The organism is Cupriavidus sp. SS-3 (genome assembly GCF_035818815.1).
Lineage (GTDB): Bacteria > Pseudomonadota > Gammaproteobacteria > Burkholderiales > Burkholderiaceae > Cupriavidus > Cupriavidus taiwanensis_C.
Map to the genome: position 1 here is coordinate 218,541 of NZ_JAYLVT010000008.1, position 13,194 is coordinate 231,734.

The 13,194-nt window shown below is 67.8% G+C and carries 15 protein-coding genes; 5 read left to right on the top strand and 10 right to left on the bottom strand.

What is annotated here, in order from left to right:
• Positions 1-4: 4 nt before the first annotated feature.
• The 3 genes from U9J39_RS14895 to U9J39_RS14905 form a co-directional block, all read right to left on the bottom strand.
• A complete protein-coding gene (locus U9J39_RS14895; protein WP_115708670.1) occupies positions 5-1,114 on the bottom strand; it encodes an ABC transporter permease in 1,110 nt (369 codons plus the stop codon).
• Positions 1,107-2,669, bottom strand: coding sequence for an ABC transporter ATP-binding protein (locus tag U9J39_RS14900; RefSeq protein WP_116312298.1), 1,563 nt, complete (start codon positions 2,667-2,669; stop codon positions 1,107-1,109). Before U9J39_RS14900 ends, U9J39_RS14895 begins: the two co-directional genes overlap by 8 nt.
• Positions 2,670-2,966: 297 nt before the next feature.
• Positions 2,967-3,884 carry a pirin family protein gene (locus tag U9J39_RS14905; RefSeq protein ID WP_115708674.1) on the bottom strand — a complete coding sequence of 306 codons (918 nt, stop codon included), beginning with the start codon at positions 3,882-3,884 and terminating at the stop codon, positions 2,967-2,969.
• A 669-nt stretch (positions 3,885-4,553) separates the two neighbouring features.
• Between U9J39_RS14905 and U9J39_RS14910 the strand changes: the two genes are divergently transcribed.
• From U9J39_RS14910 to U9J39_RS14930, 5 genes are read left to right on the top strand one after another with little or no spacing between them, the layout of a single operon-like run.
• Positions 4,554-5,270 (top strand): ABC transporter permease, encoded by a 717-nt coding sequence (locus U9J39_RS14910; RefSeq protein WP_326347380.1) that lies wholly within the window; start codon positions 4,554-4,556, stop codon positions 5,268-5,270.
• 27 nt (positions 5,271-5,297) lie between these two features.
• Positions 5,298-6,233 (top strand): glycine betaine ABC transporter substrate-binding protein, encoded by a 936-nt coding sequence (locus U9J39_RS14915; RefSeq protein WP_326347381.1) that lies wholly within the window; start codon positions 5,298-5,300, stop codon positions 6,231-6,233.
• Positions 6,234-6,243: 10 nt separating this feature from the next.
• A complete protein-coding gene (locus U9J39_RS14920; protein WP_115708676.1) occupies positions 6,244-6,894 on the top strand; it encodes an ABC transporter permease in 651 nt (216 codons plus the stop codon).
• A complete protein-coding gene (locus U9J39_RS14925) occupies positions 6,891-8,057 on the top strand; it encodes an osmoprotectant ABC transporter ATP-binding protein OsmV (protein ID WP_116378332.1) in 1,167 nt (388 codons plus the stop codon). Before U9J39_RS14920 ends, U9J39_RS14925 begins: the two co-directional genes overlap by 4 nt.
• Positions 8,058-8,108: 51 nt before the next feature.
• Positions 8,109-8,483, top strand: a complete 375-nt coding sequence (locus U9J39_RS14930) for a hypothetical protein (RefSeq protein ID WP_115679763.1) — start codon at positions 8,109-8,111, stop codon at positions 8,481-8,483.
• A 129-nt stretch (positions 8,484-8,612) separates the two neighbouring features.
• Here the strand turns inward: U9J39_RS14930 and U9J39_RS14935 are convergent, their stop codons facing one another.
• From U9J39_RS14935 to U9J39_RS14965, 7 genes are read right to left on the bottom strand one after another with little or no spacing between them, the layout of a single operon-like run.
• A complete protein-coding gene (locus tag U9J39_RS14935; RefSeq protein ID WP_326347383.1) occupies positions 8,613-8,843 on the bottom strand; it encodes an AlpA family transcriptional regulator in 231 nt (76 codons plus the stop codon).
• Complete coding sequence (locus U9J39_RS14940) at positions 8,840-9,331, bottom strand: hypothetical protein (protein WP_326347384.1); 492 nt, start codon at positions 9,329-9,331, stop codon at positions 8,840-8,842. Before U9J39_RS14940 ends, U9J39_RS14935 begins: the two co-directional genes overlap by 4 nt.
• Positions 9,328-9,813 (bottom strand): hypothetical protein, encoded by a 486-nt coding sequence (locus U9J39_RS14945; protein WP_326347385.1) that lies wholly within the window; start codon positions 9,811-9,813, stop codon positions 9,328-9,330. The genes U9J39_RS14940 and U9J39_RS14945 overlap by 4 nt, the downstream gene beginning before the upstream one ends.
• A gap of 18 nt (positions 9,814-9,831) precedes the next feature.
• Positions 9,832-10,047 carry a hypothetical protein gene (locus U9J39_RS14950; RefSeq protein WP_326347386.1) on the bottom strand — a complete coding sequence of 72 codons (216 nt, stop codon included), beginning with the start codon at positions 10,045-10,047 and terminating at the stop codon, positions 9,832-9,834.
• On the bottom strand, positions 10,040-10,282 hold the full coding sequence (locus U9J39_RS14955; protein ID WP_326347387.1) for a hypothetical protein: 243 nt from the start codon (positions 10,280-10,282) through the stop codon (positions 10,040-10,042). The genes U9J39_RS14950 and U9J39_RS14955 overlap by 8 nt, the downstream gene beginning before the upstream one ends.
• A complete protein-coding gene (locus tag U9J39_RS14960; RefSeq protein ID WP_326347388.1) occupies positions 10,282-10,440 on the bottom strand; it encodes a hypothetical protein in 159 nt (52 codons plus the stop codon). Before U9J39_RS14960 ends, U9J39_RS14955 begins: the two co-directional genes overlap by 1 nt.
• A 2-nt stretch (positions 10,441-10,442) precedes the next feature.
• On the bottom strand, positions 10,443-13,154 hold the full coding sequence (locus U9J39_RS14965; protein WP_326347389.1) for a toprim domain-containing protein: 2,712 nt from the start codon (positions 13,152-13,154) through the stop codon (positions 10,443-10,445).
• Positions 13,155-13,194 lie beyond the last annotated feature (40 nt).

The following is a 13,194-nucleotide window of genomic DNA, read 5'->3' on the forward strand; positions in this document are numbered from 1 at the left end:
CCGCTCAGGCCGTGGTGGCGCGCCAGCGCAGGCGGTTGTCGATCAGCGTGTCGCACGCCAGCAGGAAGAACAGCAGCATGCCCTGGAACACCCAGCCGATCGCCGATGGCAGGCCCAGCCGGGACTGCGCCATCTCGCCGCCGATATAGAACAGCGACATCATGATGCCGCCGAACACGGTGCCGACCGGATGCAGCCGCCCGATAAAGGCGACGATGATGGCGGTGAAGCCGTAGCCCGGCGAGATCGACGGCAGCAGCTGTCCGATCGGACCGACCACCTCGAACGCGCCCGCCAGGCCGGCGGTGGCGCCCGAGATCAGCAGCGCGCTCCACAGCGCGCTGCGCGCCGAGAAGCCCGCATAGCGCGCCGCCGCCGGCGCGGTGCCGCCGACCTGCAGCCGGTAGCCGGCGAAGCTGCGGAACACGAACACGGTCATCACCGCCACCAGCACCAGCATCACGACAAAGCCGGCGTGCAGCCGTGAACCCGACATCAGGTTGGGCAGCAGGTACTCGGACGAGAACACCTTCGATTGCGGGAAGTTCATGCCGTTGGGGTCCTTCAGCGGCCCGTTGACCACCCACAGCAGCAACTGCTGCGCGATATAGGTCAGCATCAGCGATACCAGGATCTCGTTGGCGTTGAAGCGGTCCTTGAGCAGCGCGGTGAGCGAGGCCCACGCCATGCCGCCGGCGATGCCGGCGAGCGACGCCAGCACCAGCACCACGGTGCCGTTCATGGTCTGCCCCGGCACATCGAAATAGAGCACCGCCGCGCCGGCGCAGATGCCGCCGGCAACCAGCTGGCCGTCGGCGCCGATATTCCACACGTTGGCGCGGTAGCACACCGACAGGCCCAGCGCGCACAGCACCAGCGGCACGGTCTTGAGCAGCACCTCGCCGATCGCGCGCTTGTCGCGCAGAGGATCGGCCAGGAACACCTTGAGCGCCGCCACCGGATCCTTGCCGAGCGCCAGGAACAGCAGCGCCCCGAACAGCAGCGTCAGCGCCAGCGCCAGCACCGGCGAGGCATAGGCCATCGCGCGCGAGGGCACGCCGCGCGGCGCCAGCGTCAGGGGGGAACGGGGCAGCAGGGTGCGCACATCAGCCATGGCTTGCCACCTCCCCTCCGGCATGGGCCTGGGCCGGTCCGCCTGGCCACAAGCCGCTCATCCACAGCCCCACCTGCTCGCGCGTGGCGGTCTCGGTCGCCACCGAGGGCGACAACCGGCCCTTGGCGATCACATGCAGCCGGTCGCAGATCGCGAACAGCTCGTCGAGCTCTTCCGATACCACCAGGATGGCGCAGCCGGTGGCCTTCAGCGCCAGGATCTCGTTGTGGATCTGCGCCGCGGCGCCCACGTCCACACCCCAGGTGGGTTGCGCCACGATCAGTACCCTCGGGCCGCTTTCGATCTCGCGGCCGACAATGAATTTCTGCAGGTTGCCGCCCGACAGGCTGCGCGCCAGCGCCTGCGGACCGCTGGCCTTGACGCGGAAGCGGTTGATCACCGCCGACGCCAGCCCGCTGGCGGCGCCGGGCGAGATCATGCCTTGCCGGACATAGGGCGGGGTCTGGTGCGACAACAGGATGTTGGTGGCCAGGCTCATGCCCGGCACCGCGCCGCGGCCCAGGCGCTCTTCCGGCACGAAGGCCAGCCCGGCGCGGCGGCGCCGGCGCGCATCGAGGCGGCCCGCCGCCTTGCCGTCGATCTGCACCGAGGTGGCATCGGCGCGCGTGTCTTCGCCGGACAGCGCGGCCAGCAACTCCTGCTGGCCGTTGCCCGACACCCCGGCGATGCCGACGATCTCGCCCGCGTGGACGTCGAGCGCAACCTGGCTCAGCTCGGTCGCGAACGCATGCGCGCGCGGCAGCGACAGGCCCTGCACGCTCAGGCGCACCGGCCCGCGCTGCGCGGCCACGCGCGTCTCGCGCGGCGGTTCGCCGCCGATCATCAGGCGCGACAGCGACGCCGCGGTCTCCTGGCGCGGATCGCAGACGCCGGTGACCTTGCCCATGCGCATCACGGTGGCGTGATGGCACAGCGCACGGATCTCGTCGAGCTTGTGGCTGATATATAGGATGCTGGTGCCTTCGGCGGCCAGCTGGCGCAGCGTGACGAACAGCGTGTCCACGGCCTGGGGCGTCAGCACCGAGGTGGGCTCGTCCAGGATCAGCAGTTGCGGGCTGGCCAGCAGCGCCCGCACGATCTCGACGCGCTGGCGCTCGCCCACCGACAGCGTGTGCACATGGCGGTTCGGCTCGAGCGGCAGGCCGTAGCGCTCGGCGGTGGCGCGGATGCGCTCGGCCAGCTGCTTCATGTTGCCTTGCTGTGCGGCCGGCAGGCCCAGCGCAATGTTCTCCGCCACGGTCAGCGTGTCGAACAGCGAGAAATGCTGGAACACCATGGCGATGCCCAGGTTGCGGGCGTCGTGCGGGCTGCCGATGCTGACCGGCGCCCCGTTGAAGTGCATCTCGCCGGCATCCGGACGGACCGCGCCGAAAATGATCTTCATCAGGGTGGACTTGCCGGCGCCGTTTTCGCCGAGCACGGCATGGATCTCGCCGGGGGCAACGCTGAGGCTGACGTCGTCGTTGGCGACGACGCCCGGGTAGCGCTTGCTGATATGGGCCAGCGCCAGCCGGGGAGGGAGTTGTGGTGTCACTGAGGCGGCTCGGGTTGTTGTTGTGGCAGCAACGGCGAATGCGTCAAAGCGCGGCAGTGCGTGGCGCAGCATCGCCGCGACGCATTGCAGCATTCATCATGGGTTCGTGATGCCGGATATTGGTGAAGAATTATATAAGTGTGCGCGGGCCGGAAGGCCTGAATCGGGCTCGTGTCCAGTCTGCGCAACGGTTGGCGGGTGGTTGCAAATCGCATGCCGGCGCAAGCACAAAAAAACCGCCGCCTCCTTGCCGGAGGCGGCGGTCTTGTAACGCCCGCGAGCAGATCGGGCGACGGGTTACGCGCTCGTCGCCGTCGCAAACCTTCCATCCCGGAAATCCGCCAGGGTCTGGTAGATCTGCTCCTGCGTGTTCATCACGAACGGGCCGTACTGCGCGATCGGCTCGTTCAGCGGCCGGCCGGCGATCAGCAGGAAGCGCGCGTCGGCCTCGGCCCTGACGATGACGCCATCAGCCTGGCCGGCGTTGTCCAGCACGCCCATGCGCTGCGCCTCGACCACGGCGCGGTCGTCGCCCGCGCCGACCGAGACTTCGCCCCTGTACACGTAGATAAAGGCGTTATGCCCGGCCGGCAGGGCCTGCGCAAAGTCCTGTCCAGCCGGCAGTTCGACGTCCAGGTAGACCGGCTCGGTCACCGGCCGCGTGATCGCGCCGGCCACGCCATGGCTGGCGCCGGCCAGCACGCGCACCGTGGCGCCATGCTCCAGCGCCACCGTCGGGATCTCGGCGGCGGGCAGGTCGCGGTACCACGGCGCCGTCATCTTGTCGGCGGCCGGCAGGTTCAGCCACAGCTGGAAGCCTTCCATACGGCCGTCTTCCTGCTCGGGCATTTCCGAGTGGACCACGCCGGCGCCGGCCACCATCCATTGCGCGCCGCCGTTCTGCAGCAGGCCCTCGTTGCCGGCGCTGTCGCGATGGCGCATGCGCCCGGCCAGCATGTAGGTGATGGTCTCGAAGCCGCGGTGCGGGTGATCGGGGAAGCCGCCGATGTAGTCGTCCTTGCTGTCGGTGCCGAAGGCATCGAGCATCAGGAACGGATCGAGCCGGCGCTGCAGGTTCTGCGTCAGCACGCGGGTCAGCTTGACGCCGGCGCCGTCCGAGGTGGCGATACCGCGCACCACGCGGTCGACGGTGCGCGAGCGCGTCACGCTTTCGGCGGCGGCGGCGGGAATGGTGGCGAGGGTACGGGTGTCCATGTCTTGCTCCTGTGGGGCGGTCCGCGGCCGCGATGGCGGCGGTCCGTCGTTTCAGCTACCTCGTCAATTTAGTGGTTTGGCGGGGAAAGAGTAGATGGCGTCCGGGCAACAGATTGTTCTGCCGGCGCGTCAAATCCATCAAGGTGCTGCATTGATTTCGGAACGATGGGAGCGCGGCGGGTGCGGTGTCGGGAGCCTTCGGCAACAGCGCCGTGAAGGCCGAAGATCATTGCCAGATCGCCCCGGGAAAGGGCAAAGATGACAAGATCGATGAAGATCGCTATAATAGCGCTCTCTTTGTCATCCGTTGATGCGAGAAGCAAGGTGGGAGAAGACCCGCCAGCCCTTGCCAGTCAACGGCCGATGGACCGGCGGCGCGTCGGAAAACTTCAATACTTGCGCTGCCACTGGCCAACCGCTCGCGATGTGCTTGCACCGCCGGTTGCGCCGCTTCAGGGACTGCCGTCCAACGGCATCCCGTCAATCGCGATTCCCCGCCCATGGCGGACGAATCCACAGACCGTCCGCCGGCAATCGTGCCGGTCATGGCGGCAATGCAATCTGAACCGGGACTGGTGGCGCCCCATCTCCGCACGCACCAGCCCATATTGTTTTCCGTCGCCGGAAAGTGGCGTGCTGCGCGCTTTTCGGCCCGGAGAAGGGGAGAGTATGTCAAAGCAATCGGCACGGGCGCTGGCCTGGGCGGGATTGACGCTTGCCGCGCTGGCCGCACTGGTGGCGTGGATCGGCGTCGACGTGATCCGCCAGTACCAGGAGCGCCTGCTCTACGACGTCGTCGACCACCTGCGCCTGGTGGTGCTGTCGATGGCGCTGGCGCTGGCCACCGGCATCCCGGCCGGCATCGCGCTGAGCCGGCCGTGCATGCGCCGCTGGGCCGACCGGCTGATGCAGGTCTTCAACGTCGGCAATACGGTGCCGTCGCTGGCGGTGCTGGCGCTGGCACTGGCCGTGTTCGGCATCGGCGAGCGGCCTGCCGTCCTGGCGCTGTGGCTGGCCTCGCTGCTGCCGATCGTGCGCAACACCTACGAGGGCCTGCGCAATGTCTCGCCCACGCTGCTGGAGGCGGCGCGCGGCATCGGCATGACCCCGGCCCAGCGCCTGGTGCGCGTGGAACTGCCCAACGCGCTGCCGGTGATGCTGGCCGGCATCCGCATCGCGCTGGTGATCAACGTCGGCACCGTGCCGCTGTCGTTTCTGATCGGCGCCAACAGCCTGGGCGAGCTGATCTTCCCGGGCATCTACCTGAACAACCAGCCGCTGCTGCTGCTGGGTGCCGCCGCCACGGCGCTGCTGGCGCTGGCGCTCGATGCGCTGTTCGCCGCCGCCGGCCAGCTGTACCTGCGCCGCCGCGGCCTGGCGCGCTGAACTGGGGAGACCGAAATGGAAAAGCAGATGCAATACCTCCGCCGCCGCGCCCGCCGGGCGGTGCTGTTGGTGGCGGCGGTGACCGCCTTCGCCGCCGGCCTGGCGCTGGCCACCGCGCCCGAGGCCCGGGCCGCGGGCGCCGCCATCCGCGTGGGCGGCAAGAACTTCACCGAACAGCTGCTGCTGTCGTCGATGACCACCAGGTACCTGCGCGCCAAGGGCTTCGACGCCGAGCTGACCGCCGGCCTGGGCAGCACGCTGATGCGCCAGGCCATGGAGAACGACCAGCTCGACGTGGTGTGGGACTACACCGGCACCGCGCTGATCGTGTTCAACAAGGTCGAAGAAAAGCTCGATGCCCGGGAAAGCTATGCGCGCGTCAAGCAGATGGACGGTGCGCGAGGGCTGGTGTGGCTCGATGCCTCGGGCATCAACAATACCTACGCGCTGGCCATGCCGAAGGAGCGCGCCGCCGCCAGCGGCGCGACCACGCTGTCGGCCTTTGCCGAGCAGATGCGCAAGGCCGGCGCCGACGCCAGCCACCCGTTCGCCGTCGACATGGAATTCGCCGCGCGCCCGGACGGGCTGGAGCCGCTCAAGGCGCTGTACCAGCTGCCGTTCTCGCGCCGCGACGTGATCCAGCTCGATCCGGGCCTGGTCTACACCGCGCTGAAGAACAACCAGGTGGAACTGGGGCTGGTGTACGCCACCGACGGCCGCGTCAAGGGCTTCGACCTGGTGCTGCTCGAGGATGACCAGCACTTCTTCCCGCCGTACAACGCGGCGCCGGTGGTGCGCAAGCCGGTGCTCGACCAGCATCCGGAACTGGCGGGCCTGCTCAACGCGCTCGCGGCGAAGCTCGACAACCAGAGTATGACCAAGATGAACTACAAGGTGGACATCGGCCAGCAGCCGGTGGACAAGGTGGCGGAGGACTTCCTGCGCGGCCACGGACTGATCTGAGGAGGGTCGCATGGACTTGTTCGCATACCTGCAGCACAGCTGGCCCACGCTGCTGAAAATGACCGGCGAGCACCTCGCGCTGGTGGGCTCGGCGGTGGGGCTGGCGATCCTGATCGGGGTGCCGCTGGGCATCCTGATCACGCGCTTCCGCGCGCTGGCCACGCCGCTGCTGGCGCTGGCGACGATCGTGCTGACGCTGCCGTCGATCGCGCTGTTCGGGCTGATGATCCCCATCTTCGCGCGCTTCGGCCATGCGCTCGGCTACGTGCCCGCGGTGACGGCGGTGTTCCTGTACTCGCTGCTGCCGATCATGCGCAACACCTATACCGCGCTGGCCAATGTCGACCCCGGCATCCAGGAAGCGGGCCGCGGCATCGGCATGACCACCTGGCAACGCATGCGGCTGGTCGACCTGCCGCTGGCGGTGCCGGTGATCCTCGGCGGGGTGCGCACCGCCGTGGTGATGAATATCGGGGTTGCCACCATTGCCGCCATCATCGGCGCGGGTGGCCTTGGGGTGCTGATCCTGCAGGCGATCAGCCAGAGCAACATGAGCAAGCTGGCGGTGGGCGCGGTCCTGGTCAGCCTGCTCGCCATCGTGGCGGACGCCTTCCTGCAGTGGTTGCAGCGGGCGCTGACGCCGAAGGGGATCCGTCTATGATCGAACTCGACCAACTCACCAAGTCCTTCCCGCAGAAAGACGGCACCGAGATGCGCGCCGTCGACGCCGTGTCGCTGACGGTGCCGCGCGGCGAGATCTGCGTCTTCCTGGGCCCGTCGGGCTGCGGCAAGACCACCACGCTGAAGATGATCAACCGGCTGATCGAGCCGACCTCGGGCACGGTGCGCATCGAAGGCGAGGATACGCGCGGCCTCGACGGCGTGACGCTGCGCCGCAAGATCGGCTACGTGATCCAGCAGATCGGCCTGTTCCCCAACATGACCATCGAAGAGAACATCATGGTGGTGCCGCGCCTGCTGGGCTGGGACCGGAAGCAGTGCCGCGAGCGCGCCCGCGAGCTGATGGCGATGGTGCAGCTCGACCCCAACCGGCTGCTGTCGCGCTATCCGCGCGAGCTGTCCGGCGGCCAGCAGCAGCGCATCGGCGTGATCCGCGCGCTGGCGGCCGACGCGCCGCTGCTGCTGATGGACGAGCCCTTCGGCGCGGTCGACCCGATCAACCGCGAGAGCATCCAGAACGAATTCCTGCAGATGCAGCGCCAGCTCGGCAAGACCGTGATCATGGTCTCGCACGATATCGACGAGGCGATCAAGCTGGCCGACAAGGTCGCGGTGTTCCGCCGCGGCAAGCTGGTGCAGTTCGACCACCCCGACGCGCTGCTGGCGCACCCGGCCGATGAGTTCGTGCAGGCCTTCGTCGGCCACGACAACACGCTCAAGCGCCTGCTGCTGGTGCGCGCCGGCGACGCCGCCACCATGCCGCCGAGCTGCCGCCCGGACATGCCGCTGGCCGAGGCACTGGGCGTGATGGACGATGCCGACGTGCGCCACCTGCCGGTGGTGGACGACGCGCAGCGCGCGCTGGGCTATGTCACGCGCCGCGACGCGCGCGCGGGCAAGGGCCTGTGCAGCGAGGTGATGCGCCCGTTCGCGGTGACCGCGGCGTTCGACGAGCACCTGCGCATCGTGCTGTCGCGCATGTACCAGCACAACACCAGCTGGCTGCCGGTGATGGGCGCCGACGGCGACTACCTGGGCGAGGTCACGCAGGAATCGATCGCGGGCTATCTCAGTTCCGGCCGTTCGCGCGGCCAGGCCGGCGCGCCGGCGACCCCGGCCGCGCCGCTGCGCGCAGCCGCCTGATCGCGTCACCACGCCACGGCGCGAGCGCGGCCGGCGCGCTATGCTAGAAGCATGCTCCGCTGCTGCCGCTCACCCCTGTGCCTGGTCATCGAAACCCGCTGGCTGATCCCGCGCGGGTTTGACGGCTTCACGCCCGGCCCGCTGATCCTGCTGCGCCCCGGCGCCAGCCAGGCGCTGATCGAACATGAGAAGGTCCACGTGCGCCAGTTCTGGCGCAGCTGGGGCCTGATGGGCGTGCTCTACCTGGCCAGCCGGCGCTGGCGTCTGCGCTATGAGGTCGAGGCTTACCGCGAGCAGCTGCGCCACAGCCCTCCGGGCGCGGCGCGCGGGCTGGCGCGTGTGCTGGCCACCAAGTACCGGCTCCGGATATCGGAGGCCGAGGCCTACCGGCTGCTGAAGCAAGGCCTGCACGACGAGGCCGAATGAAAACGGCCCGCACCAGTCGCTGGTGCGGGCCGTTTTCTTCGTCTGGCGGAAGCGGTGGGCGCCCAACACTTCCCGCCAACCCTTATCTGGTTTGGGTCTCGCATCGTCAGCCCACCCCAACCCCAGTTCTCACCCCAGTTGTGGCTGCGCCATCCCGGAAATGCGCCGCGAACTAGCCCCTGCCGCCGCGCGGCCAGCCTTTTCTGCCAGCCACGCGTCGATGTCCTCTTCAAGCCATGCGACACGTCCCGCAGTCAACTCAAAAGGCTTCGGGAAGTGTCCCTTGGCCATCATCGCGTAGATCGTCGACTGGCTCAGGCTGACCTTTTGAATTACGTCTTTGATGCGAATTGCTCTCATTTCGACCCCCGGATGTCTTGGGTCAAGCTCAAGGCCGCTTCCGGCGCGGCGCCGATCCACGAGTGCGACGGCGCGAAGGCGGCCATAGCGCCAGCCTCATGCTGCGGCAGCACCAGCAGCTGCAGCAGCATGGCAAGTCTCTCGCGCCATGGCTTCAGGAAGTGCTTGCGCTGGTGGGCATCGGTCGTCAGCGGCGTGCCTTCGGTCGTGTCGAGCGCCCCGCCAATAATTAGCTGCGCTGGCGCCAGGCCGTCAAGTTCGTCGCGGGCCGTCACCCACCAGGCGTAGCGCTGCGCCGACTGCGCTTCCGTGGCGGTTTCCAGCAGGATCGCCTCGGCGATGGTCAACAGGTTTTCGCGGGTCGATTTCGGGAAATCCGCCAGCGTCTTGCCGGCCGCGTCGGCCTCGGGGTACAGGCCGGTGCAGATAATTTGCGCCACGCGCTGGACATAGGGCACAGGTTTGGGGGAGGTCGTGATGTCGGTCATGCTGCTTCTGCGAGGTGAATGATCTGGCCGGCTGCTACCGGGCCTTGGGCGGCTGCGCGGCGTTCTGCCCGCAGCGTTGCCGCCAGCAATTGGCGGCGGGTGCAGGCGCGCTGCATGTCGTCGGTCAGGTTCAGGCCCTGGCCGATCGCGCGGAACTCGTCGCCAGTGACGCCAAGCGCGCCACGGCTCGCCAACCGTTTGCCCACTGCGGACACCGCCATCACGGCAGCATCCATGGCATCGCGCAGCGCCTGGTTGTCGGCGTAATAGAGGGAAGCCACCACCTGCCCGACATTGATGCGGAAGGCGAGCGTGTGCCATGCGGCCTCGGTGGCAGTACCGTCGAGGATCTTGCTCAGCTCGACATGCGGGATGAGCTGCAGGTCCACCTCGGCGTTGCGGCTGAAGCGGAACATCACAGGCAAGCCGCAGGTGCGCGCGGGGCGCGGCCGGCGAGACTTGCGGTGTTTGCTGGCTGGCATGGTGTCTCCAGTGCTGGGTCAATCGTCGAAGTCGCCGGCGGCGCGGCGCTTCAGGTCAGAAATGCGCCCTGCGGAGCAGCGTGTCGTCCGCTGCCGTTCGCGGCTGGCCATGGCTCGAGCCGCCGCCGCCAGGGCGGTGCGCAGCAGGTCGGACATGGCGTCGAACGGCGTAGCGATTCGCATGGCGCGATGGGCGCGGCGCAGGTCGGCATCGGTGATGGCTGGCTTATCCATGGAGGGCTCCGCGGCGAACGAAGCCATCCCACACGCCGCGGCCATAGCACACGGTAAAGAACAGGCTCACCCAGAACATGCCGGGCTCGCCGGTCGCGGCCGTCAGGTACAGCCAGGCCGGCTGGCCCAGCAGTCCTACCAGGGAGCCCCAGCGGGCGCGCTTGGCACCCGCGTTGAGCAGGTAGATCGAGCCGATCGCTGTAGCGATCATCCAGAGATTGAGAAGCGGGAGCATCAGGCGACCCTCCCGATAGCGCGCGCGCAGCAGAAGCGGGGCGGCTCGGTCAGGCGGTCCAGCGCGCCGAGCTGCGCATCAAGGCGGCTGCGCGCGATTGCGGCGAACTGCATGCGCACGCCGCTGTGCGAGACGACATAGACGAGAAAGGCATTCATGCTCAAGCTCCTTTATTGCCCGAGCGATCCTCGAAGACCCAGCACTTGACCGTGGTCGGCCGCTTTGGCGCGGCGGGATACTCGGCGTTGTGGCGCGCATTGATCGCGCTGTTGACAACCCTCAGCTCGATGAACTTGCGTTGCCGCGAGGTGCGCAGCACCCGCTTCAGCTCAGTGAGCGGAGGCATGTTGAGGCGACGGTCGTTCGCCACCTGTTCGAAGTGCCGCAGGCTGATGGCGATGGTTCCGCCATCCCCCCGGGCGTGATTGAGAACGGCGTGGTCTTCCTCCGCCGATTCGATGTGGTCGTACAGTTCCCAGAATTCCTGCACCAGCGGGTGGTCGGCGCCGATAGCTTGCTGGCGCTCCACCGCCATGGTCACCAGTTGCTTGATCGCCGCATCGCGGTATTCCTTGGGCAGCGGCACCACGTGTCCGAGGCAGTCGACCAGCGCCATCACCTGGGCGTGGTTTTTGACCAGGCGCTGGTGCTTGACGTCGGGGTGCTTGACCAGGTGGTCCTGGTAGACCGGCATGCGCTCGACGTAGGAGGCGAGGATCTCGCGCTCCTTGAGGATCGCGGTGAGCAGGAAGCCGGAGACGTCTTCCACCGGCATCTGCTCCAGCGCCCGCGCCGCGGCAAAGGTGTCCGGGTTCTGGCCGGCCCGGTCGAAGTACAGGTGAACGATCCGCTGCAGCACGGCCTCGCTGGCGTTGACCTCGGCGTTCTGGCTGATGACTACCGCGCCGCGGAAGGGCGGCTCGTAGGTCTCGTTGCCGGCGTTCTTGACGCCACGGGCTCGCGTGCTGCGGCCGTTGTAGGCGGTTTTCAGCTCGTTCCAGTCGAAGCCTTTGACCTTGGCGCCATCCTCGCCACGGTCGCCTTCGATCAGCACCACCGGCAGGTTGGACACCTGGGCAAAGTTGCGCGCGCGCGCCGCCAGCGAGGACTTGGACGGGTCGAAGCCCTCGTAGTCGCGGCGGCCGCACAGCTTCCACAGGAACTCGATCAGCGTGGATTTGCCGGCGCCGGGCTCGCCAACCACCTCGAGGAACGGGAAGCTCTTCTGCTTGACCCCTTCGCCCTCGCGGATCTGCTCGGCGAACAGGCTGCCCAGCCAGAAGGCCAGCGCCACGATCGCCTTGGCGCCGAAGGCGCGCCAGATCAGCTCCAGCCAGTCATGACGGAATCCCTTCAGGTCCGAGTTCAGCGAGAGCCCGGCGGAGCCGCCGATAGTCTTGATCGACAGGCGCCCCACGTCGAAGAAATCCTCGTCGTTGAGTGTGTACAGCTTGCCGTCCTTGACTGCGACATCCGCGTACACATAGCAACCGTGCTCTTTGCTGTACCCCACGAAGTCGATCGTCTGCACGCTCTTGATGCGGTGCATCTGCTCCTTGAGGTAGGCGTCCAGCTGCCCGCCGGTGCCGGTGTAGAAGGCGCCCGGCGCGACGGCCAGCAGCCGCTTCTTGAACTCGGGCGCCGAGGCGATCTGCGAGCTGGTGAAGGTGTTCTTGACCGGCTCCGATTCGTGGGGGAAGGCGACGCGGAAGTAGTACCAGGCCTCGTCGGTGGCGGCGTTGGCCTGGTAGTACAGAACGGTGGGCAGACAGGTGGCGATGTTCGTCACCACGCCGGCCTTGAGCATGGCCTCGTCGCGGATCTCCGACTCATCCATGTCGTCGTGCGCGCTGCGCACGGCATCCATCTCGCGGTTGAGCGCTTCCAGATCCATCTTGAACCAGTACAGCTTGCTGTCGAAGTCGAAGGGGAACTGGCTCACGCCGGTGCGCCCATAGATGAGCCGTGCCTTCTCCGCCGCGCTCGGCGCGGCCACCAGCGCGCCCAGGTGGCGGTACTCATCCAGGTCCTGTGCGGACAGCTTGCCGAGCTGGTGCAGGTCGTTCCAGTCGCGCTTCTTCGCGCCGATCTGCTTGGGCAGCGCGATCGAGGCTTCCCAGCCGGCCTCGCGGCTGCGCTTGAGCCACTGCTTGCCGTAGCGGGTGCCAGCGGGGTCGGCATCGAGAGCCCAGACTAGCTTCGGACGGGCCCGGCCAGCTGCGGCGCATTGCTCGGCCAGCGCGGCCAGCGCCGTGCCCGGGTAGTTGACACAGGACAGGGCCGCCACTGCCGGCACGTCGTGGTGCCAGAGGGCGATCGCGTCGAACACGCCTTCCACGATCCACAGCTCGTCGGCGCTGGATGTTTGCAGCACCGGCGGCTGCCACCACATACCGCTGTAGCTGCCCTGGAAGGTAGCCTTGCGGGAGCCGAAGCGGTGCGCCTGGTCGATGATGCGCTCCCAGTAAACGCCGGCGCCTAGCGGAAAGCGCACGGTGGCGCTGCCGATCTTCAGTTCGTGGCTGTAGTAGCTCTCCTGGGCGTACCAGTCGCGTACCTTGGCGAGGTCGAAGCCGCGGCTGTCGCGCATGTAGGCGTCCGCGGCCGCCTTGGGGTTATCGGGCGTGGACTGGAAGCGGTCGCTCCAGCTCTCGAACAGGTCCGGGTAGAGATCCTTGATGTGCAGCTCGGCGCCGCAGTGGTTCAGACGGTTGCAGCGCACGACCCAAGGTGCATTGCCGAAGGCCCACAGCGTTTTCTTGCCGCAGGCCGGGCATTTGCCGTCCTCCAGCTTCTCGCCGCCGCGCTTCGACTTGAAGGCATAGTCGCGCAGCAGGCGACCGGTGACTTCGCTGTGCAGGGATGGGTTCATGAATCTTCAGGCAAAAAGAGTCCCACACGCCCCGGGGTAG

What these genes read in the sequence shown, in the direction of transcription:
- U9J39_RS14920 (WP_115708676.1), top strand. Translation starts at nt 6,244, where the DNA reads ATGGACTTGTTCGCATACCTGCAGCACAGCTGGCCCACGCTGCTGAAA.
- U9J39_RS14965 (WP_326347389.1), bottom strand. Translation starts at nt 13,154, where the DNA reads ATGAACCCATCCCTGCACAGCGAAGTCACCGGTCGCCTGCTGCGCGAC.
- U9J39_RS14945 (WP_326347385.1), bottom strand. Translation starts at nt 9,813, where the DNA reads ATGCCAGCCAGCAAACACCGCAAGTCTCGCCGGCCGCGCCCCGCGCGC.
- U9J39_RS14950 (WP_326347386.1), bottom strand. Translation starts at nt 10,047, where the DNA reads ATGGATAAGCCAGCCATCACCGATGCCGACCTGCGCCGCGCCCATCGC.
- U9J39_RS14930 (WP_115679763.1), top strand. Translation starts at nt 8,109, where the DNA reads ATGCTCCGCTGCTGCCGCTCACCCCTGTGCCTGGTCATCGAAACCCGC.
- U9J39_RS14935 (WP_326347383.1), bottom strand. Translation starts at nt 8,843, where the DNA reads ATGAGAGCAATTCGCATCAAAGACGTAATTCAAAAGGTCAGCCTGAGC.
- U9J39_RS14925 (WP_116378332.1), top strand. Translation starts at nt 6,891, where the DNA reads ATGATCGAACTCGACCAACTCACCAAGTCCTTCCCGCAGAAAGACGGC.
- U9J39_RS14960 (WP_326347388.1), bottom strand. Translation starts at nt 10,440, where the DNA reads ATGAATGCCTTTCTCGTCTATGTCGTCTCGCACAGCGGCGTGCGCATG.
- U9J39_RS14955 (WP_326347387.1), bottom strand. Translation starts at nt 10,282, where the DNA reads ATGCTCCCGCTTCTCAATCTCTGGATGATCGCTACAGCGATCGGCTCG.
- U9J39_RS14905 (WP_115708674.1), bottom strand. Translation starts at nt 3,884, where the DNA reads ATGGACACCCGTACCCTCGCCACCATTCCCGCCGCCGCCGCCGAAAGC.
- U9J39_RS14910 (WP_326347380.1), top strand. Translation starts at nt 4,554, where the DNA reads ATGTCAAAGCAATCGGCACGGGCGCTGGCCTGGGCGGGATTGACGCTT.
- U9J39_RS14915 (WP_326347381.1), top strand. Translation starts at nt 5,298, where the DNA reads ATGCAATACCTCCGCCGCCGCGCCCGCCGGGCGGTGCTGTTGGTGGCG.
- U9J39_RS14940 (WP_326347384.1), bottom strand. Translation starts at nt 9,331, where the DNA reads ATGACCGACATCACGACCTCCCCCAAACCTGTGCCCTATGTCCAGCGC.
- U9J39_RS14895 (WP_115708670.1), bottom strand. Translation starts at nt 1,114, where the DNA reads ATGGCTGATGTGCGCACCCTGCTGCCCCGTTCCCCCCTGACGCTGGCG.